This is a genomic window from Syntrophotalea sp., assembly GCF_050253115.1.
GTDB classification, from domain to species: domain Bacteria; phylum Desulfobacterota; class Desulfuromonadia; order Desulfuromonadales; family Syntrophotaleaceae; genus Syntrophotalea; species Syntrophotalea acetylenica.
Genome location: NZ_JBFWJQ010000021.1, coordinates 1 through 23,576, shown reverse-complemented (window position 1 = coordinate 23,576; position 23,576 = coordinate 1). Strand labels below are relative to the sequence as shown.

27 protein-coding genes are annotated in these 23,576 nt (G+C 60.4%); 21 read left to right on the top strand and 6 right to left on the bottom strand.

The window, feature by feature from the left end:
- Nucleotides 1-154 precede the first annotated feature (154 nt).
- Together AB7E65_RS04020 and AB7E65_RS04015 are read right to left on the bottom strand one after the other, a co-directional pair.
- Nucleotides 155-1,582, bottom strand: a complete 1,428-nt coding sequence (locus AB7E65_RS04020) for a sensor histidine kinase (protein WP_428745305.1) — start codon at nucleotides 1,580-1,582, stop codon at nucleotides 155-157.
- Nucleotides 1,583-2,254 (bottom strand): response regulator transcription factor, encoded by a 672-nt coding sequence (locus AB7E65_RS04015; RefSeq protein WP_072286510.1) that lies wholly within the window; start codon nucleotides 2,252-2,254, stop codon nucleotides 1,583-1,585.
- Nucleotides 2,255-2,677: 423 nt separating this feature from the next.
- Here AB7E65_RS04015 and prmA point away from each other — a divergent pair, with 423 nt between their 5' ends.
- Genes prmA through AB7E65_RS04000 form a run of 3 tightly spaced genes read left to right on the top strand, consistent with a single transcriptional unit; the run spans nucleotide 2,678 to nucleotide 5,514 of the window.
- Nucleotides 2,678-3,601 carry a 50S ribosomal protein L11 methyltransferase gene (gene prmA, locus AB7E65_RS04010; protein WP_072286509.1) on the top strand — a complete coding sequence of 308 codons (924 nt, stop codon included), beginning with the start codon at nucleotides 2,678-2,680 and terminating at the stop codon, nucleotides 3,599-3,601.
- Nucleotides 3,602-4,339: a 16S rRNA (uracil(1498)-N(3))-methyltransferase gene (locus tag AB7E65_RS04005; RefSeq protein WP_320361012.1), complete on the top strand. Its 738-nt coding sequence runs from the start codon at nucleotides 3,602-3,604 to the stop codon at nucleotides 4,337-4,339.
- Nucleotides 4,340-4,374: 35 nt separating this feature from the next.
- The gene (locus AB7E65_RS04000) at nucleotides 4,375-5,514 is read left to right on the top strand and encodes an RDD family protein (protein ID WP_072286507.1); all 1,140 of its coding nucleotides are present in this window, start codon (nucleotides 4,375-4,377) and stop codon (nucleotides 5,512-5,514) included.
- A gap of 24 nt (nucleotides 5,515-5,538) precedes the next feature.
- On the opposite strand, the gene AB7E65_RS03995 is transcribed toward AB7E65_RS04000, so the two are convergent.
- The 3 genes from AB7E65_RS03995 to AB7E65_RS03985 form a co-directional block, all read right to left on the bottom strand.
- Entirely contained in the window at nucleotides 5,539-6,594 is a 1,056-nt protein-coding gene (locus AB7E65_RS03995) for a hypothetical protein (RefSeq protein ID WP_428745304.1), read from the bottom strand.
- Nucleotides 6,595-6,683: 89 nt separating this feature from the next.
- Complete coding sequence (locus tag AB7E65_RS03990; protein WP_083558568.1) at nucleotides 6,684-7,307, bottom strand: hydroxyacylglutathione hydrolase family protein; 624 nt, start codon at nucleotides 7,305-7,307, stop codon at nucleotides 6,684-6,686.
- Nucleotides 7,304-7,522, bottom strand: a complete 219-nt coding sequence (locus tag AB7E65_RS03985; protein WP_072286505.1) for a hypothetical protein — start codon at nucleotides 7,520-7,522, stop codon at nucleotides 7,304-7,306. Before AB7E65_RS03985 ends, AB7E65_RS03990 begins: the two co-directional genes overlap by 4 nt.
- Before the next feature lie 151 nt (nucleotides 7,523-7,673).
- Here AB7E65_RS03985 and dapF point away from each other — a divergent pair, with 151 nt between their 5' ends.
- Genes dapF through yjgA form a run of 6 tightly spaced genes read left to right on the top strand, consistent with a single transcriptional unit; the run spans nucleotide 7,674 to nucleotide 11,407 of the window.
- On the top strand, nucleotides 7,674-8,513 hold the full coding sequence (gene dapF, locus AB7E65_RS03980) for a diaminopimelate epimerase (RefSeq protein WP_072286504.1): 840 nt from the start codon (nucleotides 7,674-7,676) through the stop codon (nucleotides 8,511-8,513).
- On the top strand, nucleotides 8,510-8,941 hold the full coding sequence (locus AB7E65_RS03975; protein ID WP_072286503.1) for an HIT family protein: 432 nt from the start codon (nucleotides 8,510-8,512) through the stop codon (nucleotides 8,939-8,941). Before dapF ends, AB7E65_RS03975 begins: the two co-directional genes overlap by 4 nt.
- 5 nt (nucleotides 8,942-8,946) lie before the next feature.
- Complete coding sequence (locus tag AB7E65_RS03970) at nucleotides 8,947-9,609, top strand: pyrimidine 5'-nucleotidase (RefSeq protein WP_072286502.1); 663 nt, start codon at nucleotides 8,947-8,949, stop codon at nucleotides 9,607-9,609.
- Nucleotides 9,610-10,458, top strand: a complete 849-nt coding sequence (locus tag AB7E65_RS03965) for a deoxyribonuclease IV (protein WP_072286501.1) — start codon at nucleotides 9,610-9,612, stop codon at nucleotides 10,456-10,458.
- Nucleotides 10,455-10,904, top strand: a complete 450-nt coding sequence (gene dtd, locus AB7E65_RS03960; protein WP_072286500.1) for a D-aminoacyl-tRNA deacylase — start codon at nucleotides 10,455-10,457, stop codon at nucleotides 10,902-10,904. Before AB7E65_RS03965 ends, dtd begins: the two co-directional genes overlap by 4 nt.
- Nucleotides 10,904-11,407 (top strand): ribosome biogenesis factor YjgA, encoded by a 504-nt coding sequence (yjgA, locus tag AB7E65_RS03955; protein ID WP_072286499.1) that lies wholly within the window; start codon nucleotides 10,904-10,906, stop codon nucleotides 11,405-11,407. The genes dtd and yjgA overlap by 1 nt, the downstream gene beginning before the upstream one ends.
- A gap of 92 nt (nucleotides 11,408-11,499) precedes the next feature.
- Here yjgA and trxA read toward each other — a convergent pair whose 3' ends face one another.
- Complete coding sequence (trxA, locus tag AB7E65_RS03950; RefSeq protein WP_072286498.1) at nucleotides 11,500-11,829, bottom strand: thioredoxin; 330 nt, start codon at nucleotides 11,827-11,829, stop codon at nucleotides 11,500-11,502.
- Between the two features lie 200 nt (nucleotides 11,830-12,029).
- Here trxA and AB7E65_RS03945 point away from each other — a divergent pair, with 200 nt between their 5' ends.
- From AB7E65_RS03945 to AB7E65_RS03890, 12 genes are all read left to right on the top strand, one after another.
- Complete coding sequence (locus AB7E65_RS03945) at nucleotides 12,030-12,608, top strand: SIS domain-containing protein (RefSeq protein WP_083558567.1); 579 nt, start codon at nucleotides 12,030-12,032, stop codon at nucleotides 12,606-12,608.
- Between the two features lie 66 nt (nucleotides 12,609-12,674).
- Nucleotides 12,675-13,340: a bifunctional precorrin-2 dehydrogenase/sirohydrochlorin ferrochelatase gene (locus tag AB7E65_RS03940; protein ID WP_320361016.1), complete on the top strand. Its 666-nt coding sequence runs from the start codon at nucleotides 12,675-12,677 to the stop codon at nucleotides 13,338-13,340.
- Nucleotides 13,337-14,173: a c-type cytochrome biogenesis protein CcsB gene (ccsB, locus tag AB7E65_RS03935; RefSeq protein WP_145926384.1), complete on the top strand. Its 837-nt coding sequence runs from the start codon at nucleotides 13,337-13,339 to the stop codon at nucleotides 14,171-14,173. Before AB7E65_RS03940 ends, ccsB begins: the two co-directional genes overlap by 4 nt.
- Before the next feature lie 27 nt (nucleotides 14,174-14,200).
- Complete coding sequence (gene hemA / locus AB7E65_RS03930) at nucleotides 14,201-15,529, top strand: glutamyl-tRNA reductase (protein WP_428745303.1); 1,329 nt, start codon at nucleotides 14,201-14,203, stop codon at nucleotides 15,527-15,529.
- A complete protein-coding gene (gene hemC / locus AB7E65_RS03925) occupies nucleotides 15,526-16,473 on the top strand; it encodes a hydroxymethylbilane synthase (RefSeq protein WP_320361018.1) in 948 nt (315 codons plus the stop codon). The genes hemA and hemC overlap by 4 nt, the downstream gene beginning before the upstream one ends.
- A 2-nt stretch (nucleotides 16,474-16,475) precedes the next feature.
- On the top strand, nucleotides 16,476-18,029 hold the full coding sequence (gene cobA, locus AB7E65_RS03920; protein ID WP_320361019.1) for a uroporphyrinogen-III C-methyltransferase: 1,554 nt from the start codon (nucleotides 16,476-16,478) through the stop codon (nucleotides 18,027-18,029).
- A gap of 95 nt (nucleotides 18,030-18,124) precedes the next feature.
- Nucleotides 18,125-19,120, top strand: a complete 996-nt coding sequence (hemB, locus tag AB7E65_RS03915) for a porphobilinogen synthase (RefSeq protein ID WP_428745302.1) — start codon at nucleotides 18,125-18,127, stop codon at nucleotides 19,118-19,120.
- A gap of 4 nt (nucleotides 19,121-19,124) precedes the next feature.
- Nucleotides 19,125-19,799, top strand: coding sequence for a DUF2270 domain-containing protein (locus AB7E65_RS03910; RefSeq protein ID WP_072286491.1), 675 nt, complete (start codon nucleotides 19,125-19,127; stop codon nucleotides 19,797-19,799).
- 49 nt (nucleotides 19,800-19,848) lie between these two features.
- The gene (locus AB7E65_RS03905; RefSeq protein ID WP_072286490.1) at nucleotides 19,849-21,132 is read left to right on the top strand and encodes a M16 family metallopeptidase; all 1,284 of its coding nucleotides are present in this window, start codon (nucleotides 19,849-19,851) and stop codon (nucleotides 21,130-21,132) included.
- 118 nt (nucleotides 21,133-21,250) lie between these two features.
- The gene (locus tag AB7E65_RS03900; RefSeq protein WP_428745309.1) at nucleotides 21,251-21,730 is read left to right on the top strand and encodes a GNAT family N-acetyltransferase; all 480 of its coding nucleotides are present in this window, start codon (nucleotides 21,251-21,253) and stop codon (nucleotides 21,728-21,730) included.
- Nucleotides 21,717-22,610, top strand: coding sequence for a 3-keto-5-aminohexanoate cleavage protein (locus tag AB7E65_RS03895; protein ID WP_072286489.1), 894 nt, complete (start codon nucleotides 21,717-21,719; stop codon nucleotides 22,608-22,610). The genes AB7E65_RS03900 and AB7E65_RS03895 overlap by 14 nt, the downstream gene beginning before the upstream one ends.
- A gap of 60 nt (nucleotides 22,611-22,670) precedes the next feature.
- A partial coding sequence (locus AB7E65_RS03890; protein WP_428745301.1) for a hypothetical protein occupies nucleotides 22,671-23,576 on the top strand: 906 nt, incomplete at its 3' end.

Here is a 23,576-nt window from a genome sequence, read left to right as displayed (position 1 = left end):
TCGCCGGCCCTGCGCGCTTAGGCGAAAAGGGCATGCACGATGTGAAAATTTAATCATTCGGTAAGGATGTGTCAATGTGCACAAAGGCAGGGACGGGTGCGGTTTTGCCCCACGCCTCGATTGCGGAGGATACGGTATGCGGCTTGCTGGCGGATCAGGCTGTTGTGGCGTCAGGGCCGGGGCCTTTGCGCGGCAAAAATACTGTGAAAACGCTTCCCTCGCCTGGTTCCGAAGTTACTTCAACCTGGCCGCCATGGGCTTTGACGAAAGAATCGACGATGGCCAGCCCCAGGCCTGTGCCCCCGTCATCGCGATTGCGTGCCCGGTCCACCCGGTAAAAACGGTCGAAAATGTGCGGCAGGTGCTCGGCGGGAATGCCAATGCCAGTATCGGAAACGGTGACAATCGCGTCGTCGTCGTTTACCGACAAGGCTATTTCCACCCGGCCACCATCGGGGGTGTAATTCACCGCATTGGCAATCAGGTTGAGGAATACCTGGCGAAGGCGCATCTTGTCTCCGAGAATGCGGATTTCCTCCGTGACATTGGGGTGCAGCACCAGATCTATGGATTTCGGTTGTGCCAGAGAACGGCCCTGCAGATAGAGTTCCTGGAGCAGATCGCTGAGACTCATCTCCCGGATGGCCAGAGGTTTTTCTCCGCCCTCGCTTTTGGCCAGCAGCAGCAGATCTTCGATGATGCGGCTCATGCGGTCGATCTCCTCCATGCCGGATTTAAGAACCTTGCGAAAGTCCTCGGGGGTCTTGGCCCAGCGCAGGGCGACCTCGGTTTCCCCTCGGAGGATGGTCAGGGGGGTGCGCAGTTCATGGGAGGCATCGCCGGAAAATTGCTTGATTTTACGGAAAGACTCTTCGAGGCGTTCCAGCATGGAGTTGAAGGATGTGGACAGTAGCGCGAGTTCGTCGCCTGAAGAACGCACCGGCAGTCGGTGGGAAAGATTATCGACGTTGATGCGACGCATGGCTCGGGTGAGGTTTTCGACGGGGGCCAGGGTGCGTCCGGCCAAAAACCATCCCATCATCGCGACGGTGAGCAGGACCAGGGGGCTGAAAACCAGCATGGTGGTTCGCAGTTCCCGCAGCGATTCATGAACCAGGCCAGTGCCAGTGCCGATCTGCAGGAACAGCATATCCTGGTTTTGCAGGGGGATGGCCAAAGTCAGAAGGCGCATGGGGTCAACGCCGGCCGTGTCGTTGCTGGTCTCAAGCAACATCCCATGGCTTGCAGCGCGTTGCAATGATGCCATGTTGATGGCGGGACTGTCGTCGATGCTGCCGTATTCACTGCAAAGGTTTTGGCCCCGGGCATTCAGCAGCCGGAAAAAATGCCCTTCGCGATGGCGCCGTACAAATTCGTAGAACGAACCACAGCGCTCCGGACCGGAAAAGCCCTGCGCAAGCGCAGGGCCTTGTTCGGTCAGCTTGATGAGGCGCTGATCGGCCTGCTGCAGCAGGCTACGGGAAAGCTGATGGTGCCAGATAAAGCCGCTCATCGCCAGCACCATGACGATGGTCAGGGAGTACCAGGCGGTGAGGCGGAATCGCAGGGAACGGAAGAACAATCAGCCCTCCTTGAGGACATATCCAACGCCGCGCACGGTATGAATCAGCTTTTTATCGAAATCCCGGTCGACCTTTTTGCGCAGGTAGTTGACATACACATCGATGATGTTGGTGAAAGAATCGAAGGTGTAGTCCCATACGTGTTCCGCAATCATGGCCCGGGTAAGCACCTGATTGGGGTTGCGCATGAAATATTCCAGCAGGGCGTATTCCTTGGCCGTGAGATCGATCTCCTGATCAGAGCGCCATACCTTGTGGCTTACCGGGTCGAGGCGCAGGTCGGCGAAATAAATTTCGGCCCCGCGGTCCTTGGCGCTGCGGCGCAGCAGGGCCTTGACGCGGGCGAGCAACTCACTGAAGGCGAAGGGCTTGGTCAGATAGTCGTCGCTTCCCGAATCAAGGCCGGAGACGATATCTTCCACGGAATCCTTGGCGGTCAGGCACAGCACCGGCGTGGTTATCTCCTTGGCTCGCAGTTCCTTGATGACTTCGAGACCATCCTTTTTGGGCAGCATGAGGTCCATCAGAACAATGTCGTAGGGGTTGTTTTCGGCCAGGAACAACCCTTCCTCTCCGTCAAACGCCACATCCACGGTGAACTCCTCTTCCTCGAGACCCCGCTTGATGAAGCTGGCTACCTTTTTTTCGTCTTCTACAACGAGCACGCGCATTGTCGCTTCCTTTCTTCCGGCGATGGAAACGGTTGACATAAAAATTGGTGCGGTTTTCCGCTAACGTTTTCTCCTTGAATGCCACAGTTTTGCTGTCCAGTACCCGCTGCGATCATGAATCAGTGCCCATGAGGTTCGGCGCGACATGGCGGTTCATGAGCTCACATTAAAATGGTAGCAATAAAAAAACTTCGTGCAAGTCACTTTTTTGAAAAAGGCAGGCGGCGTCATGCCGCCCGTTGTTTCGCTTCTGGCAGGGGGTACCGACGGTTGGGGGCCTTGGTCGTGGCATGCATTATTTGTAACAAAAATATCACCAAGGGTATTTGCCTCATTAAATAGCTTGGCGGATTACACTCCACTAACAAGTGTTTTGTCAAGTATTTTATTGCCATCACCTGAGTCATTTGGTAAACAGTGCGCATGAACGAATTCTGGCTTGAAATCCTCATTACCGTACCTGCCGCCGGCATTGACCTGGTCTGTCATGAAATGACGGAACTCGGCTCGACCGGCATTACCGTTGAAGAACGCCCTCTCGACACCTTCGTGATTCCTGACCCGGACGAGGGTGTTCCGGAAATCCTTACTCTCAAGGTCTATTTCCCTCCCGATCTGCCCGAGGCCGGTCTGGCGCAGCGGGTTGCGGAGCGTCTGGCCTGTCTGGTTCCGCTGGTTCCGGGACTTGAGCCGGTGGTTCCCCGGCTGCGTCGCATCGGTGCCGAAGACTGGGCCGAAAACTGGAAGCAGCATTTCGGCATCCTGCGCATAGGATCGCGGCTGGTGGTTCGTCCGACCTGGGAGGATTTTCAGCCAGGCCCCCGCGACGCGGTGCTTACACTGGATCCCGGCATGGCATTCGGAACCGGAAGTCACGCAACGACCCGTTTGTGCCTGGAAGCTTTGGCCGAGGCATACGAAGCTTGTCCGGGGCCGCAGCGGGTGCTGGATGTGGGCACCGGTTCAGGCATTCTCGCCGTTGCCGCCGCCCTGCTCGGTGCGCGCCAGGTTCTCGGCTGCGATATCGATCAGACGGCCTGTCAGGTGGCGCTCGATAATGCCCGGCAAAACAATGTCGCGCAGCAAATTGCCGTCACTCTGGATCCGCTTGAATCGTTGCCGGGTAAATTCGATATGGTGCTGGCCAACATTCTGGCCGAGGAAAATGCACGGCTTGCCGCTGCGCTGGTCTCCCATCTGGCACCTGGCGGCGTTTTGATCCTGTCCGGCATTTTGCAAGAAAAGGAGCAGCTGGTCATTGATGCGTTCGCCGGACGGGGGCTTGCGGGACCCGACATTCGCCGTCGGGAAGAATGGTCTTGCCTGTGCTATCGTAAGGAAGCCTGAATGCATCGGTTTTTCATTACCCCGGAAGCTCTGCGCGGCGAGCAGGTCACCCTCACCGAGGAGATCGTGCATCATCTGGTGGTTCTGCGGCTTTCCGAAGGAGCCGAAATTGTTCTGCTGGACGGTCTCGGCACCCTCTGCCACTGCCGGCTCACGGGGCTTGCAAAAAAAACCGGCACGGCTACGGTTCTGGTCCGGAGCAAGGAAATCGAGCGGAGCTTCCCTATCGAATTGATACAGGCCCTGCCCAAGGCCGACAAGATGGATCTGATTTTGCAAAAGGGTACCGAACTCGGCGTTACCCGCTTTCTTCCCGTGCAGACAAATCGCAGCGTCCCGCGACTGGAGCCGAAGCGTGAGGAGCAGCGGCGGCAGCGCTGGCTGCGCATTATCCGCGAAGCGGCACGGCAGTGTCGCAGGCCCCTGCTGCCTCAGCTTGCGCCGCTGGCGACCCTTGACAGCGCTCTGGCAGGCTGTCAAAGCGCGTTGCGCCTGATGTTGTGGGAGGAGGGCTCGCACGCGCTTGAATCGGTTCTGCCACAGCAGATCCCAGCAGGTGCCGCGGTGCTGATCGGCCCGGAGGGCGGCTTTTCCAGCGAGGAGGCCGCTGTCGCGCGGCGATTCGGGTTTGTGCCGGTGCGGTTTGGACCGCGTATTTTGCGAAGTGAAACAGCCGGCTTTGCAGCCGCAACCATTCTGCAATACCGGTATGGCGATCTGGGCGGTGCGCAGTCCTGACATGCGGCGCGCCCTTGCCCGGTGGAGGAAATGACATGAAGTGTCCAAAGTGCGGTTTCCAGAGTTTCAACTATCTGGGCACCTGCAAGAAATGCGGTCGGGACCTTTCCGGGATACGCGACAGGTATCGCCTTGGCGATCCGGTGCAACCGCCGTCCTTTACGGGCCGCCCGGCCGTTGTGGCGCCCCTGGCGGATGATCCTTTCGAAGCCAGCCTCCCCGATGAGAGGGAGATTTCGACCGCCGCCGAGCAGGCGGTTCTGGAAGATGAGCAGGTCGAACAGGACCTGGTTGCCTACCTGGATGAAACAGGCTCCGGGGAGCCTGCTCTTGCAGCCGACCTCGATGCGGATTCAAGCCGCGGCCGGGAGAGCGTCGCGCCGGCCACGGATGACGGTTTTGCCGATGACCATGGAACCGCCGCAACGGGATTCCCCGACATGCCATCGCCTTGCGCCGATAGCGAGCTTGCCGCACCTGCAGCGGTCCAGATGCAAGAGGCCGACAGGGAACCGCCGATGGACGATGATGTATTGCTGGACGATTGGCTGCTGGATGGCGAGACACCTGCCTGGCGGCGCAGTGAGGCAGCGGATTTTGAAGAAGGGACGGCCAATGCGCGCGGTGCTGAGCCGGACGCGGTTTTCGCCGCCGCATCGGAACAGGACGAATGGCTTGCCGATGAGGATTATGCGCCTGCTTTGTGCCGGGCTTCCCTGTCTGCGCGGATGTTCGCATTTTTGCTCGATGCCGGTTTGCTGGTAACCATTTTCGCGCTGTTTGTTCTGGCAGGAGAATATCTGCGGGCTGGTGGTGATGCTTTTGTCTGGCCGAAACCGCAAGCCGTGGCTGGCCAGGCCGGACCATATTTCCTGGTGTTTTTCGGGCTTTCCCTTGGATATTTCACCCTGTTTCATTATCTGGGAGGTCAGACGCCGGGGAAAATGGTCGCTTCGCTGCTGGTTGTTGATGTTGATGGCGAACCGCTGCAACTGTCGCAGGCTTTTCTGCGTACGGCGGGAGGGCTGCTGTGCCTGCTGCCCCTGGGCCTCGGTTTCTGCAGCGCACTGTTCCGCCGCGACGGTCGGGGCTGGAATGATCGGCTGGCCGGCAGCATGGTTATTCCTGCAGGCCGGGATCAAAGCGCTGCCGGCGGCAACTCGCAACGGCCGTAGCCAAAGTCGTTAAGATCGGTCAGTCTATGGCTGGATCAGTTTTTTGCGCAGGATGAGAATTTCCAGGGCGCAGGCCGCCTTCCCCAGAAGCTGCTGAAGTTCGGCCACGCGATCGAACAGGCAGAGACCGCCATTTTCCACATACAGGATGCCGACCGCGCGTTTGGCAACCACCAGCGGCAGCAGGACAGCTTTTTGGGGCGGTGCTCCCAGAGCCTGTTGCAGCATGGCCCGCAGGGGCGCCTCGGCGAGCGGACCGAGAAACGGACTTTGCCCTGCAAGCACGGATTGCAGGAGTGGGCTGTCGGTGATTTTCATGCCGACCTTGCCGATTCCAGGTCGCCGCTGATGGCCGCACAGGGCCCGCCAGCCGAGCAGGGTGCCGTCACGTTTCAGAAACAGCGCCAGGCGCTCAAATTGGCCGCACAAGTGATCCATCAGAGCGTCCGCCACATCTTCACGGCTGGCAGCCGCCGCCAGGCGCTGCTGCAGTCCGGTCCCGGCTCGGGCGGCCGCGGTCCCGGCTTCATCCTCGACAACCTGTGCTTCTTCCAGCAGGGATTCGTCCAGTTCCTCGGTTTTGGGAAACGTTTGCTCCAAAGATTCGGCGGCGACAATCCGCGCCATCAGGGAGGCTTCGGCGGCTGGCAGATCTTTGCGATAACAGCGGCCGATGGCTTGCAGAAGACGGGCTTCGGGGGCGACCTGGGGCATCAGGGGGTAGCCTGTCAGGTCGGCAAGATTTTGCAGCGACTCCTGGTCGCTGGGATCGGCCATGGCAACCAGCAGGCCCTGCTGCACGAGTCGCAGTGGCAGGGCCCGGAACCTGAGAGCCTGCTCCATGGACAAAAATTCGCGCAGCACGGGAGGCAGCTCCCGCAACTGGTCAGGATCGAAATAAGCCCGCCCAAGCATACGCGCAACGATGTGGGCCATCCGCTCTTCGCCGATGGGTGAGGCAACAAGCACGCAGGTACTCAGGCACATATCGGCATGCCGGGCGTTTTGCCGTATTTCCTCGGCCAGGTGTTTGGACAGGCTGCCGTTCCGAACCAGCAGTTCCAGCAGGATGCTCGCCATAGTGTGTTCGATGGCGGGCGCAAACTCTTCACGCCCCCATCCCTCCTCTTAAATCATAAAATTGTTGAGGGCCGTACCTGTCGGGTCGGTCAGCCCATGCGCAAGGCAATAAACTCGTCAAGGTCGCGGCAGCGCAGATAAGGATTGTGCTGTCGTTCAAAGGCGATGGTGGAAAATTTACGGGGGCCGTAATCATGTCCGGGAAATATCAGTGTGGCGTCCGGGTAGGCGGCCAGTCGGTGCAGGCTGCGGTACAGGGCCTCCGGATCGCTGCCGGGCATGTCGGCCCGGCCTACCCTGGTGACGAACAGCGTGTCTCCGGTCAGCAGGGCGCCTGGTGGATTAAGGGTGATGTCCGCCGGCGTATGGCCAGGGGTGTGCAGGATGGTGACGGCCGTATCGCCCACCATCAGTCGGTCTCCGTCCGCGAGCGGCCTGTCGGGTTTTGGCAAGGCCAGCGCATGGGCCGCCAACCGCGCCCCGGTGGCTTGCAGGATCATCCCGTTGCCGGCAACGTGGTCGCGGTGGCCATGGGTGTTGACCAGCCAGGTCAGGCGCACGCCGTGTTTTTCAATGGCATCGAGCAGCTTTTGGGGTTCCAGCGAGGGATCGACGGCCAGACCCTGACGGCTCGTGGGGCAGAACAGGAGATAGGCAAAGTTGTGCATCTCGCCAGCCGGAATCTGAAGGATTTCCAGGTTCCCGAGTTTCATTGTTCCTCCTCTGCCCGCGCCAGGTCAGAAATCCTCCGGATGGTTCCGTTCATTATACAGAAGGTTTCCCCGGTGGCGCGCACCACCCAGCGGTCTCCCTCTTCCGGGGGCAGGGGAAATTCACGGCTGCCGAGGTAGATCTCCTCGCCATCGAGCCTGCCCCACCATTCCAGGGCGCCGGTCTGCCAGATTCTGGTTTTCAAATTATATGCCATGTAACGTCGCTCCGGTACAGATAAAAGTTGTCTCATTGTACGCCAGACGAGGCTTGCCGGTCAATCAGATGACCCTTGTGGTAAATGATGAATTTTTCTATAATCAGTGGTTCCAGAAAGATCCTATACACGAGAAGGGAAGAGCCTTGCCATGAAATTCGCTAAAATGCATGGAGCCGGCAACGACTACGTTTATGTCAATTGCTTTGAAGAAATCATCGACGACCCGGTCGCCATGGCCCGCACGGTCAGCAACCGCAACTTCGGTATCGGCTCCGACGGCCTCATTTTAATCCTGCCCTCCGGGAAGGCCGATGTGCGCATGCGCATGTTCAATTCCGACGGCAGCGAATCGGAGATGTGTGGCAACGGCATCCGCTGCGTGGCCAAATATGCCTATGACCATGGCATTGTGGATAAAAAGGAGATCACCGCCGAGACCGGGGCCGGCATCCTTACCCTGCAGCTCTTCACCAACCCGGACAACCGGGTGGAGCGGGTCCGTGTCAATATGGGCAAACCGCGTCTCAGCCGTGGCGAAATCCCCATGACAGGCAACCCGCGGGAGCAGGTCATCAATCAGGAACTGAAGATCCTCGACCGGACCTTTCACATTACATGCGTGTCCATGGGCAATCCCCACTGCATTATTTTTGTCGACAATGTCGACGAATTTCCCGTTGCCAAATACGGCCCGGTCATCGAAAATCTCGATCTTTTCCCCAATCGAACCAACGTCGAATTCATCGAAATCATATCTCCAACCGAAATCAAACAGCGTACCTGGGAGCGAGGCGCCGGCGAGACACTGGCCTGCGGCACCGGTTCCTCGGCGGTTACCGTTGCCTGCGTCCTCAACGGTCGCACCGAACACCGTGTGCTCAATCATCTGCTGGGGGGCGATCTGGAGATGGAATGGGCACAGGACGGCAGCGTGTATATGACCGGACCGGCGGTACAGGTTTTCGAAGGGGATTTCGACCCGCGATGACCTGTCCCATGTGCATGCGCTGGCAGGAGCAACCGGAACTGCGCATCGCTGAATTTGAGCACTGCTACGCTATGCTCAATGGTGACCAGTTTTTCCCCGGATATACCCTGCTTTTTACCAAAGAGCACGTCACCGAGCTGTTCCATCTGCTGCCGGCCGCGCGCGCCGGCATCATGGAGGAGATCAATCGGGTGGCGGCGGCTCTGGCCGCCGTTTACCAGCCGGCCAAAATGAACTATGAACTGCTCGGCAACATGGTGCCCCACATGCATTGGCATCTGGTGCCGCGGCAGACCACGGACCCGCTCTGGCCCAGGCCCATCTGGAGCGAGCCTCACAACGAGTGTGTTCTGTCCGCCGCACAATACCGGCAGGCCATTGGGCGCATCCGCCTGGCCCTCGGGCTGGCCGCGGGTGACAAGGAATAGTTGCCATGCAGTGTATCCTGTTTGATCTCGACAATACCCTGTATCCGCCCTGCTGCGACCTGTTTTCGCTCATCGACACGCGCATCAACCGCTATATGCATGAGGTGGTGGGTATTCCCCTGGAAAACGTCGACAGCCTGCGCCGGCGGTACTGGCAGGACTACGGCGTCACCATGCGGGGACTCATGCGGCATCACCGGGTCGACCCCGAGGATTACCTGCATTACGTTCACGACGTGGATGTGCGAAGCCGCCTGCAGCCTGATCCGGAGCTCAGGCAGGCGCTGCTCTCGCTGCCCCAATCCCGGGTTGTTTTTACCAACAGCAGCCGTGCTCATACCGATCGGGTACTCGATGCCCTGGGGATAGCCGATCTGTTTGACGCGGTGTTCGATATCCGGGTCGCTGATTACATGCCCAAGCCCTATCTTGAGCCCTATCAACGGGTTCTTGACCAGCTCGGCCTGGCCGGCAGCCAGTGCGTCATGGTCGAAGACAGCGTGGCCAACCTCAGGCCGGCCAAGCAGCTCGGTATGGCGACCATCCTGGTCGGCGATGCCGTTCCGGAGTCCTTCGTCGATCGGCACCTTGCCGGGGTTGAGCAGTTGCCGCAGGCCCTCGCATGCTGGGCATCCTGTGGAACCGGTAGCCCGGCGAGAGGTTACTGAATGTTGCTTGGCGCTCATGTATCCATTGCTGGCGGAGTCAGCCAGGCATTCCGGCGCGCGGCAGCCATTGGCGCTACGGCTATGCAGATTTTTACCAAAAACGCCAATCAGTGGCGCGCCGCACCCCTGCCCGGAGAGGAGATCGAGGCCTTTGCTGCCGCCAGGCAAGAGGGGGGCGTAGCGGCAATCATCGCCCATGACAGCTACCTGATCAACCTGGCCGCGGCCGACGGTGAAAACCGCAGTCGCTCCCTGGCCGCATTTCTCGACGAGATGCGGCGCTGCGCCGCTCTGGGTATCGATCATCTGGTCATGCATCCCGGCGCCCATCTTGACGCTGGGGAAGATATCGGTTTGCGACGCATCGCCGAGGCGTTTCGCATTATCTTTGAACAGGCACCGCCCCAGGTTGTGGTGTTGCTGGAAAATACCGCCGGCCAGGGCAGCTACCTGGGCTACCGTTTCGAGCACCTTGCCGCCATCATGGAGCAGGTGCCGCAGGGGCGTTTCGGCGTCTGTTTTGATACCTGCCATGCCTTCGCCGCCGGCTACGATCTGTCATCCGAGGAAGGCTACCATCGCACCATCGCCGAATGCGAGCGGATTTTCGGCGCCAGCCGCATCGCTGCCATTCATCTCAACGATTCCCAAAAGGCCCGGGGTTCCCGTGTCGACCGGCATGCCCATATTGGTCAGGGTGCGATTTCCATCGATGCCTTTGCCGCCCTGATGCGGGATGCCCGCTTCGCCGCGGTTCCCAAGATTCTTGAAACCGCGCCGGGAGAGAACAACCGGTGCCATCTGGAAGAGTTGGCCCTGTTGCGGCGTTTGGCGGAGGTGCAGGCGTGAAAGCGGTGTTGCAGCGGGTGGCGCAGGCTCATGTCAGCGTGGATGACGAGATTATCGGTGCCATCGGGCCGGGGATCCTGGTATTGCTCGGTGTGGAGCAGGGAGATACCGCACAGCATGCCGCCGCACTGGCAAAAAAAACGGCCGAGCTGCGCTTGTTCGATGATGCGGCTGGTAAAATGAACCTGTCGGTGGAGGACACCGGCGGGCAACTTCTGGTAATTTCTCAGTTCACGCTGGCGGCCGACTGTCGCAAAGGGCGCCGTCCGGGCTTCAGCCGCGCGGCTCCGCCGGGCGAAGCCAAGGCTCTCTACCAGGACTATATAGGACAATTGCGCGGCCGGGGCCTGAGTGTCGCCACCGGCCGTTTTCAGGCCATGATGCAGGTGCATCTGGTCAACGATGGACCGGTCACTTTGCTGCTCGACAGCCGCGGGGTTTTCTGATGAATGCTTTTTCCATGGAACAACCGCCCAGCCGCAGCGCCAAAAAGCGCGCGGCCAAAGCCGTGGAGGAAACCGCCGCCGATCTCGTTGTTCTGGGTGACGCGGATTTCCGTCGCTTGACGCTGGCTGGCGAGATTCTCGAGGCGGTTGACGAAGTCCGCCGCATCAAGGCACACAGCGCCCGCAAACGTCAGCTCAAGCATCTGGCCGGGCTGTTGCGACGGGATGAGGACAGCCTGCAGCAGGCCGAGACCTTTCTTGCCGATCTGGCTCATGGCCGCCAGCGGGCCGCGGCCGATTTTCATTTTCTGGAGGAGCTGCGCGAGCGGCTCTGCGATCCGGCGCGTTTCGACGAAGCGCTGGAAGAGGTGCGGCGTGAACTTCCGGAGGCCGACGCCGGGAAGCTCCGGCGGCTCGCCGAAAGCGTCCGCAACCATAAGGACAAGCGTGCCTTCCGGGAGCTTTTCCGGTTGTTGAAGGAGGCTCATCCCGGGCACCTCTGAGTTGCATGGCCGCCGCGAAGAACAAAAGGACCGATGCGTCAACACCGGTCCTTTTGTTCTTCGGTATGATGGAGACCGTTGGGTCGGCGGTCTCAGAGAGCTTTTTTGATAAGCGTTTCGAGTTGCCCCTTGGGAACGGCGCCGACCACCTGGTCGACAATCGCGCCGTCTTTGAACAGGATCAGCGTCGGGATACCACGTACACCATAGTTGCTGGGGGTAGCGGGATTCTCGTCGACATTGATTTTGGCGATCTTGACCTGACCGTCGAATTGCTCGGCCAGTTCTTCGATGGCCGGTGCGATGGCTTTACAGGGTCCACACCATGAGGCCCAGAAGTCGACCAGAACGGGAACAGAGGACTTCAGCACGTCCGCTTCGAAATTGCTATCGGAAAGATGCACAACCTTGTCACTTGCCATCGATGTTTTCTCCTTTTTAAAAATAAGACAAACAAGTCTGCCAAATAATCCTGTATCGGTTTATCTCCATCATAAAAGAGCCGGGGAAAAAAGCAACCGTAATGTTTTCCCTCCACAGGCAGGGGGCGGCAGCTAATCCTTGACACGCCGCATGGCCCAACCTATCATTCTTCCAAATTCGCTGGCAAGGGTACAGGATCATGATGTTACAGGATAAAATCAGCAAATCCCTGCGCGAGCACACCGCAGTGCTCGAAGAAACCTTTCTTATGCAGGCCAACGAAATGGTGACCTTTGCCGGTCAGGTGGCGGAGGTTTTCAACCGGGGAGGGCGTCTTTTGGTGCTTGGCAGCGGTTCCCTCGGCTCCATCGCCAATCTGGTGGCGAACCTGTTCCGCTATCGGCTGAATATCGAACGTCCGGCACTGCCGGCCCTGTCCTTGTGCCAGGATCTGCCCCTCGCCACCTCCCTTGCCAGGGAAGGGCGCATCGGGACCTATTTTTCCCAGCAGCTGCAGCTCATAGCCAGCGAAGGCGATGTGGTACTGGCCTTTGGCGATGTTTCTCATAACGAGGCGCTTCTCGAAGGTCTGGCCGAAGCCCGGGATCGTGGGTGCGTCACCGCCGCCCTGTTGCCGGAAAAGGAAGCCATCCACGGCGACGGGCCTCATTATCTGTTCCGGTTGTCCACCGATGCCATCGGGCGGGCGGCGGAGACGGGGCTGTTTTTAGGTCATTTGCTGTGCGAGCTGGTTGAAGGGGAGTTGTTCGGCATCTGAGCTTCACCGCATCGGGGCGCAACGGCATTCTCCGGAAACATGCCGGATTCCGTTGAGGAGTAGATCGTGTTCGACTATCCCGTTTTCCTGCAACTGCGGGGCAAATGCTGTGTCGTGGTTGGCAGCGGTCCGGTCGGTATGCGCAAGACACGCGGGTTGCTTGCCGTCGGCGCCAAAGTGCGTTTGATCAGCCCGACGCTTGAAGACTGGCGCTGCGGCGAAAATATCGAGCCGGTGCGGCGCACTTTTCGCGCCGGGGATCTCGATGGGGCTCGCCTGGTGTTTGCCGCTACCGGCGATAACGCCAGCGACCGTGCCGTGGCGGCCGAGGCCCGGCGCATCGGCGTTCCCGTATGTCTGGCCGCACTGCCGGAGGAGGGGGATTTCAGCCTGCCGGCCATCCTGCGCCGGGGCGATCTGGGCGTGGCCGTGGCCACCGCTGGGGGCAGTCCCGCCCTGGCTGCCGAGGTGCGGGATCTGCTGGCGGACCTGTTGCCGGGCTCCTGGTCTGTGGTCGTGGACATCGCCACCGCGCTGCGCCGACGCAAGCCGCTCGATGCGGGGGGCGCCGCCTACGGTCGCGAAACCTTGCGCCGGCTGCTGGACGGTCAATTGGTGGCGCTGCTGGAGGCTCGGGATGCCGCGAATGTCGATCGCTTGCTGCAACAGGTGTGCGGCCCATCCTGCACCCTCGCAGCTCTGGGGATAAGTCTGCCGGAAAGGAACCCATGACCATCGACAGCCTGCTGTTTCGCACGACCCTGGTTGTTTATGCCCTGGCGACAGGGCTGTCCCTGGCCGACATTTTATGGCGGCGTCAGATTCTCGGCCGTTTTGGCCGCATGCTGTTGTGGGGGGGATTCGGCTTTCACAGCCTGAATCTGACCATTCGCTATCTGATGTCCGGCTTTCCGCCACTGACCAGTTTCCACGAATCCCTTTCATTTTTTGTCTGGGCCATTATCGGGACCTTCCTGTTGTTCCATCTGCGTTACGGCCTGCCGGTGCTGGCGGCTTTCGTGTCCCCTCTGGCGGTGGTGCTGATGCTGGTCGGCAGCGCCGTTTCGATGACCGTCGTGGCACCGTCTCCCGCATTGCAGAGCTGGTGGCTACCGGTGCATGCGGTTCTGGCGTTTGCCGGCGACGCGGTTTTTGCTCTGGCGGCGGTGGCGGGCAGCATTTATCTTTTGCAGGAACGGATGCTTAAAAAGAAGAGGGTGTCTTCCCTGTTTTACCGCCTGCCGTCCCTGCAGACCCTGGACAATCTCAACTACCGCTGCCTGACTATCGGCTTTCCGCTGATGACCCTCGGTATTATCACCGGCGCCGTCTGGGCCGATCGCGCCTGGGGAGCCTACTGGAGCTGGGACCCCAAGGAGATATGGGCCCTTATCACCTGGTTTTTGTACGCGGCGTTGCTTCACGGACGGCTGGCCATAGGCTGGCGCGGGCGCAAGGCCGCCATTCTGGCCATTATCGGTTTTGCGTTGTTGCTATTCACCTTCCTGGGGGTCAATTTGCTGCTTTCGGGGCTGCACGGCTATGCTGCTTTGGGAGCCGCCTGATATGTCGACAAGGAAATCTGCCATCGCATGAATTTTCTGGTTATCGGCCTCAGTTACAGGACCGCTCCCGTGGAACTGCGGGAGCGCCTCGGTTTCCCATCAGAAGATCTGGCAGGGGTATTGCGTTCGATCACGGCCCTGCCGAAAGTTTCCGAAGCAATGATTCTGTCGACCTGCAACCGGGTTGAGCTATACGCGGCCAGTCAGGATCCGGCCGCCAGCGGCGAGCGGCTACAGCGATTCATGGCCCAATACCACGGTCTTGACGAAGAGCAGCTCAGGCCGCATCTGTATATTCATAGCGGCCGGGACGCGGTTCGGCACCTGTTCCGGGTTGCGTCCAGCCTTGATTCCATGATTCTTGGCGAACCGCAGATCCTCGGCCAACTCAAGCAGGCTTACGGTCTGGCCGAAGCGAGCTGTACCGCGGGGCCGGTATTCAACCGTCTGCTGCCGCGGGCTTTTGTTGCCGCCAAGCGGGTACGCAGCGAAACCGCCATCGCCCAGCATGCCGTTTCGGTTTCCTATGCAGCGGTGGAACTGGCCCGCAAGATCTTCGGCGAACTGGCGGGCAAAAGCTGCATGATTGTCGGCGCCGGAAAAATGTGCGAGCTTGCGGCTCGCCATCTGGCAGGGCAACAGCTTGGCGAGGTGCTGGTTACCAACCGCACCCTGGCGCGCGCCCAGGACCTGGCCGAAAAGTTCGGCGGCCGTGCCGTGCCGTTTGCCGAGTTTCCCCTGTATCTGGATCAGGCCGATATCGTGCTGACTTCCACCGCTGCGGGCCTGCTGCTGACCCGCTCCCGACTCGAGCAGATTATCCGCCGCCGTAAAAACCGGCCCATGTTTCTTATCGATATCGCTGTGCCGCGCAATGTCGATCCGCAGGCCAACCAGATAGACAACCTCTATCTTTACGATATCGACGATCTCAACGGTGTCATCGAAACCAACTTGCGCGAGCGCCGCAAGGCGGCCAAAAAGGCCGAGGAGATCATCGAGCAGGAAATCCTTCGATTTTACGGGTGGCTGCGCAGCCTCGAAGCCGCGCCGATGATTGTCGCGCTGCGCCAGCAGGTGGAAGAAATCCGCCGCCGCGAGACCGAGAAAACCCTCGGCGCTCTGCAGCATCTGGATGCGGCCGACCGCCGCGCCGTCGAGGCGCTGACCCGCGCCATCGTCAACAAGGTCCTGCACTCCCCTTTAAGTGTTCTCAGGCGTGCCGGTGACGATATTACCGGTGAAATTTATCTCGAAGCAGTGCGGCGTCTGTTTGATCTGGACCCGGCACCAAAGACTGCTGCGGCACAACAGACCGAATCCGAGGATACTCCGAAACAGGATATTGTCTTATGAATGCCAACGTTTTGCGCATTGGCACCCGTGGCAGCCGTCTGGCGCTCTGGCAGGCCGAGTGGGTACAGAGCCGGCTGCAGGAGTTGTACCCGGAGCTGACCGTCAGACTGGTGCCGATCTCCACCCAGGGCGACAGGATTCAAGATGTGCCGCTGGCCAGAATCGGCGGCAAGGGACTGTTCGTCAAGGAAATAGAGGAGGCTCTTTTTGACGGGCGCATCGACCTTGCCGTGCATTCCATGAAGGATGTGCCTTCGGTGCTGCCCACGGGCCTGATTCTGGCCTGCATCCCGCAGCGCGAGGATCCTCGTGATGCGTTGATTAGCCGGAACGGCCGCGATTTTAGTCAACTGCCCCAAGGGGCGCGTATCGGCACCTCGGCGCTGCGCCGGCAGGCGCAGTTGCTCTACCGGCGCCCGGATCTGGAGATCGTTCCGCTGCGTGGCAATGTTGAAACCCGCCTGCGCAAGATGGAGGAAGAACATCTTGACGGTATCATCCTGGCCGCCGCCGGTCTCAAACGCCTGGGCCTGATGAGACTCATCAGTGCCTGTCTGCCCCCGGAACTGAGCCTGCCGGCCATCGGACAAGGCGCCCTGGGGCTGGAGTGCCATCAGGATAATGGCTGGGTCCTGGAACGCATCGCGCCCTTGCATCACCCCGCCACGGCGCTGACGGTGTCCGCCGAGAGGTCTTTTTTGCGCCGCCTGAATGGCGGCTGTCAGGTGCCGCTGGCAGCCCACGGCACGCTGGCGGGCCAGACCTTGACCCTGACCGGACTGGTAGCCGGGATCGATGGCCGCTGTCTGCTCAAGGAGACCGTTGCCGCTTCGCTGAGCCAGGCCGAGGAACTCGGGGTACACCTCGCCGAAAAGCTCCTGTCAAAAGGCGCCGACCGTATTCTGGCTGCTCTCGATATCCGACCGAAACCGCTGGGATCCTGATCATGTCCGAAACAACCTCCGCATCCAAAGGCATCGTTTATCTGGTCGGCGCCGGACCTGGTGATCCCGGGCTGTTGACCGTGCGCGGGTTGCAATGCCTGCGTCGTGCCGAAGTGGTGGTCTATGATTACCTGGCCAACCCGCAGCTGCTTGAGGAGGCGCCCGCCGCCGCCCAGCGCATCTATGTGGGCAAAACCGCCGGCTACCATCACCTCCCGCAGGATCGCATCAACGCCCTTCTGGTTGAAAAAGCCCGTCAGGGCAAAATAGTGGTGCGGCTCAAGGGCGGCGATCCCTGCCTGTTCGGGCGGGGTGGCGAGGAAGCTTGCGAGTTAGCCGATGCCGGACAGCGGTTCGAGATTGTGCCGGGCATTACAGCGGGGTTCGGAGCGGCCATCTATGCCGGGATTCCCCTGACCCACCGCGATTTTACCACCAGCCTGGGCCTGATCACCGGGCACGAAGATCCGGCCAAAAAGGTGTCCAGCCTTGACTGGTCCAAACTCGCCACCGGGGTCGGCACCCTGCTGTTTTACATGGGCATGGGCAACCTGTCCACCATCACGGAACAGCTCATGGCCCATGGCCGTTCTCCGGACACACCGGTGGCGGTGGTGCGTTGGGGCACCACGCCGCGTCAGCAAACCCTGGTCGGTACCCTGGAAAACGTCTCCGAGCGGGTGCGGAAGGCCCGGCTGGGGCCGCCGGCTATCATCGTGGTGGGGGAGATCGTGACACTGCGTCAGCAACTGCGCTGGTTTGACAACCGGCCGCTGTTTGGCCGGCGCATCCTGGTGACACGGGCGGCCGGTCAGGCGGGCAGCCTGTCCGAGGGGTTGCGGGCCGCCGGCGCCGAGGCGATCTGTTGCGCCACCCTGGAAATTGTGCCGCCGCCCGACTGGCAGCCTCTGGACGCCGCCCTGGAACGATTGCCGCAGGTGGATGTCCTGGTGCTGACTTCCGTCAATGCGGTGCATTATTTTTTCGAACGGTTGTTTGGTCTCGGGCTGGACAGCCGTGCGCTGCACTCTGCCTGCATTGCCGCCGTGGGAGGGAAAACCGCCGCCGCTCTGGCGGGATACGGTTTGCGTGCCGACCTGGTGCCCGATAGACAGTGTGCCGAAGGGATGCTGGCCGCGCTTTTGAAGCGGGGGGTGGCCGGCAGGCGGATCCTGTATCCGCGCAGCCAGCTCGCCCGCGACCTGCTGGTCACGGAACTTCGCGCCACCGGTGCCGATGTCTCGGCGCCGGTGGCCTACCATACCCGTAAACCCGCCTCGGCAGAGGAGCATCTGAGCCGCGCTCTGGGCGACGGGGTGGATGCCGTGACCTTCACTTCCTCTTCGGCGGTTGAGCATTGCCTTGAGCTTTTGGAGGCTGACGGCCGACAGCTGCTTTCGAAAACGGTCATTGCCAGCCTCGGTCCGTTGACCAGCGCCACGATCCGGCGCCATGGCCTGCGGGTGGCCGTGGAAGCCGCCGTGCCGACCACGGAAGCATTGATCGAGGGTTTGGAAAAGCATTTCGAGGGAGTCGACGGCCCTTTTCCACCGTGACGGTGTCAATCCGCTAAAAACCATGGAGCCGAAGTGTCGCATAAGTGCAATAACGCCTGTGCGACTCTACTCTGGCGTAATTTCAGGAGCAATCCATGCATTTCCCCGAGTACCGGGCGCGCCGCACGCGCCGTACGCCGATTCTGCGAAACATGGTCCGCGAGACCCGTCTGTCGGTGGACGATCTCATCTATCCTTTGTTCTGCGTCGAGGGTGCGGATGTCTGTCACCCCATCGGTTCCATGCCCGGTGTATGCCAGCTGTCCATCGACCGGTTGGTCGCGGAGGCCCGCGAGGTTTGGCAGCTCGGCATTCCGGCGGTGATTCTGTTCGGCATCCCGGATCGCAAGGATGCTCTGGGTAGCGCGGGGACCAGTGACGACGGCATCATTCCCCGCGCCGTGCGTGCCCTTAAGCAGGTGCTGCCGGAATTGATCGTGGTCACAGATGTCTGCATGTGCGAATATACCGATCACGGTCACTGCGGTGTGGTTCGCGGCCAGGACGTGCTCAACGATCCCACCCTGGAGCTGTTGTCCCGGCAGGCTGTGGCCCATGCCCGCGCCGGGGTCGATATCGTCGCGCCCAGTGACATGATGGACGGGCGGGTGGCGGCCATCCGCCGCGCTCTGGATACCGAGGGATTCGACCAGATCCCGATCATGAGCTATGCTGTCAAATACGCCAGTGCGTTTTACGGACCGTTTCGCGAGGCGGCGGAATCGGCGCCGCAATTCGGCGACCGGCGTTCCTACCAGATGGATCCGGCCAATCGCCGCGAAGCTTTGCGCGAGGCCCGCCTCGACGTGCATGAAAATGCCGATTTTCTCATGGTCAAGCCGGCCATGGCTTATCTCGACATTCTACGTGACCTGCGCGAGGCGTTTGATCTGCCGCTGGTTGCCTACAACGTCTCCGGGGAGTTTGCCATGCTCAAGGCCGCGGCGCAAAGGGGCTGGATTGACCACGATCGGGTCATGCTGGAACTGCTCACGGCCATGAAGCGCGCCGGCGCCGATCTGATCATAACCTACCACGCCAAGGAAGCGGCTGGCCTGCTCCGGCAGGACCAGCCCGGACAGGAACCTTAAGATCATGCCGGATACGATCCGCGACGACCAATCTCTCAGCCGCGCTGAAACCATCACCGCCGTCATTCACTATTACCGTGCGGAATCGGCGCGCGCTCTGGCCTGGCGGGAGCGACTCGACCGCACCACCAACTGGGCGGTAGCCGCAACCGCGGCATTTCTCGGTTTTGTGTTCAGCCATCCGGAAATTACTCATGCCGCCTTTGTGTTCGGTCTGGTGATGGTGTATATCCTGCTGTTTGTCGAAGCGCGCCGGTTCCGCTTTTACGATGCCTACGAATACCGCGTACGCCTGCTGCACCAGGAATTTGTTGCCAGGCTGCTCAAGGGCCGGCTCGATTTTTCCGCTGAAGCACAATGGCGCATTGATCTGGCCGAGGACCTGCTGCATCCCCGTTACAAGATGGGAGCACTGCAGGCCATCGGGCAGCGGGTTCACGCCAATTATATTTATCTGTTCGCTGTGCTGCTGGGTGGCTGGCTGCTGAAAATCAAGCTGCATCCGCTGATCGCGCGTTCCTGGGACCAGTACCTGGAACAGGCTTCGGTCGGCGGGCTGCCCGGCTTCTGGTCGTTGCTGTTCATGGCGGTCTTTGTCCTTCACCTGTTTTACCTGCGTCATGTCGGGCAGCGGGCCAAGGGCGGCCGTGACCTGATCTATCCCCGGCAGGGCGGCTGACGATGTTACCTTCCACACCTGACACCATGATGGTCCGGATATATACTGCATGATTGAATATCACAAGGACACCCTTGCCAACGGCCTGCGCCTGGTGACGGTGGAAATGCCCCATCTGCACAGCGTCGAAATGGTCTGTCATGTCGGCGTGGGCGGTCGCCACGAGCGTCCGGCACAGGCCGGCATTTCCCATTTCCTGGAACATATGCTGTTTCGCGGCACCTGCGACTATCCCACGGGACTGGCCCTGGAGTCGGCTTTTGAATCTCTCGGCGGCACCGTCAACGCCGCCACCGACGGCGAAACCACCTGTTACCATTCGCGCCTGCACCCCGATCACATTGCCGAGGGAGCGGTGTTGTTCGCATCCCTGCTGCGCCGCACGCTGCTCAACGACATCGACATCGAGCGCCGCATCATTATCGAAGAGGCGCTGGAGGATCTCAACGAATCCGGCGAGGAAATCAACCCGGACAACCTTACCAGCCGCCTGATCTGGCCGGATCATCCTCTGAGCCTGCCGATTGTCGGCACCAGGGAATCGATTGCAAATCTGAACCGGGAGGACCTGCGACGCCATCTCGAAACCTGGTACACGCCCGGCAATACCGTGATTGCCGTGGCCGGTCAGGTCAGCCGGGCCCGGGCCCTGGCGGCCGTCGAAGCCGCTTTTGGAGATTGGCAGGACCACCCCGTCCCGGTTGCGCTGGCCGCTCCGCCGCCGCGGAACGACGGCCCTCGCACCATTTGGACCCGGGACGCTGCATCGCAGATCCATGTGCAGCTGGCGTTCTGCGCGCCTGGCCGCAAGGATCCGCGTACTCCGGCGCTGCGTTTGCTGCGTCGTATTCTGTCCGGCAGCAGCTCACGCCTCATGGTGCGCCTGCGCGAGCAGCTGGGGCTGACCTATCACGCCGAGGCCAATCTCGGCCTGTACGACGACTGTGGTGTTTTTTCCATCGATCTGGCGGTCGCTCCGTCCAGCCTCACCCAGGCTCTGCGGGAATTGCTGCAGATGCTCGACAACCTGTGCAGCCATCCCGCCAGCGACGATGAGCTGCAACGGGTAATACGCTCTTTTATCTTCGAACAGGAATTCAGCCTCGACCAGGCTGACAATCGTGCCGGACGTTTTGGCTGGGGCGAACTGGTCGGCTATCCCCTGACCCTGGCCGAGGAATGTCGCCAGGTACAGGCGCTCAGCGCCGCGCAGGTGCGCGATGTTGCCGCCGAACTGTTCTTGCCCCAGGCGCTGGCCGCGGCCTTTGTCGGGCCATTCAAGATCCGGCAGCGCGACGCGGCGGAAAAGCTGCTGACGGCATGGGCGCAATAGCCGGTTCGATGGACCGCTCCGAAGTGGCGCGAGTCTCCATAAACAGATCCAGCGCCGGCCGGGGCAATTTTGGATATCTTGAAATTTTTCAGGCGGTTGATGGGAGGTTGTGTTGAGCGTGCGGATTGAAAAACTGCAGGAAACGGACAAGCCACAGGTCATGGCGTTGCTGAGGCAGGTCAACATGCATCATGTGCCGTCCCCGGAAATGCCCCGGATCAGCTGGGAAAACTATTTCGTGGCACGCATGAACGGCCGGGTCGTCGGATTTTGCGGCTACAGGATATTGTCGGATACCGAGGCCAAAACCGAGCTGATGGCAGTGGACAGGGCTTGTCGCGGCATGGGGCTCGGACTGCAACTGCAGGCTTTGCGGATGCGGGAGATGGCGCGGCAAGGCGTCAAGACACTGATCACCAATTGTGACCTGCCGGAAAGCATTGCCTGGTATAAGAAACATTTCGGTTACGAGGAGATCGGGCGCCTGAAGAAAGAGCACGAATTCGGATCGCCAGACATCGGTTACTGGACGACCCTGCGAGTTGATCTGGAGCGGTGGTCAGCGTCCGGAAAGAATGAACAGGATGAGCGACCATGACGATCTGGAAATGCCGTATCCGGTCACGCCTTATCCGAAGCTGATCATCAATGCCGCGATTACCGGCATGCTGCCCATGCGCAAGGATTCTCCCCATGTGCCGCTGTCACCGGAAGAAATCATCGAAGATGCGGTTCGCTGCATCCGGGCCGGCGCCTCCATCATTCATCTGCACGCCCGGGATGAAGATGGGACGCCGACCTACCGCAAAGAGGTTTTCGAACGGCTGATTCTCGGCATCCGCACACATTGCCCCGAAGCGATTCTTTGCGTATCGACCAGTGGGCGCCGGCACAATAGCTTCGCCTGCCGATCCGCGGTGCTGGAGCTGGACGGCGCGGCCAGGCCCGATATGGCCAGCCTGACCATGGGCTCGCTGAATTTTCCGCGACAGGCTTCCGTAAACTCCCCGGAAATGATCGAAGCGCTGGCGCTGGTCATGAAGGAGCGAGGCATTGTGCCGGAAATCGAGATCTTCGAGCCGGGCATGATCCATGCGGCGAAGGTGCTGAGGCGGCGCGGTATTCTGAACGGTCCGCTGTATATGAACCTACTGCTCGGTTCCCTCTACACTTCCCCCGCGACCCTGTTCGATCTCGGCTGCATGGTCAGGAGTCTGCCCCGTTCGGTTCACTGGGCGGCGGCGGGAATCGGGCGTTTTCAACTCAAGATGAACACCGCCGCCATCCTGATGGGCGGACACGTCCGTGTCGGCCTGGAAGACAACCTGCATTACGATGCTTCCCGGCGGCAGCTGGCAACCAATGAACAATTGGTGCGGCGGATTGGGCGTCTGTGTTGCGAATTCGGCCGTGAAGTGGCCGGCCCGATCGAGGCGCGCGCACTGCTCGGGTTGCCTGCGGCACAAACACCGGCATGACGGAACATGGCAAGGTGGAAACCGCCGCAACCGGCGGTATCCGGGGATCAGAGGAGAGCTATGAAACGAATTCTGATTGGCAAGCTGGCGTATGATGATTGCCAGCCCGGGGGGTCCCGGGTTGTGGCGACGGTTGGCGGCGAGCCGCTCTGGTTCGAGTCGTCACAGGCGCCGCTGCGATTGGCGCCCGAGGGGTACGGCAGCGCCCTGCTGGTGCCGGCAATGTGTCACGGGCGCGACCTGGTTTTTGAGGATCCCGTGTGTCCTGTGTGGCTGGCGAATGTCCATGAGGTGATGGGGTATTTTTCCAGCTGGTGGGGGTGGAAGCCGATAAACATCGAGGCGGATACCCGCGAGGCTCGCCAGCCAGGCTCTCCGGGGAAGCTGACGGCGCTGTGTTTTTCCGGCGGAGTGGATTCCTTTTTTTCGCTGCTCACCTATCCGCGTCCCATCGATACGCTGGTGTTCATTCACGGTTACGATATCCATCTGGAAGATGAAGACGGCGCACGCCTTGCGTTTGACAATGTGCAGCGGGTTGCCGCCGAAATGCGCCTGAATGCCACCCTGGTCCGCAGCAATTATCGAAAACATCCGATTGCCGGTAAAAAGTACCGATATGCCTATGGTGGTGCCATCGCGGCGGTTGGGCATTTACTGGACCAGGTTGGCGAACTGGTGGTGTCGTCGGGAATGCCGCAATCGGAAAGTTTCCCCAACGGAAGTCATTGGCAGACGGATCCGCTCTGGTCTTCGAGCGATATGACAGTGAACTACTTTGGCGCGGGTTCCACCAAAAACGATAAAATCGGCGCCATTGCGGCGCATCCTCTGGCGCAGCGCCACCTGCGCATCTGTCAGGAGAACTTTTATGGTTCCTTCGCATTGTCCGGGCAGTATCTCAATTGCGGGCAATGCCAGAAATGCGTTCGCACCCTGCTGGTCCTGGAGCAGGAGGGAAAACTG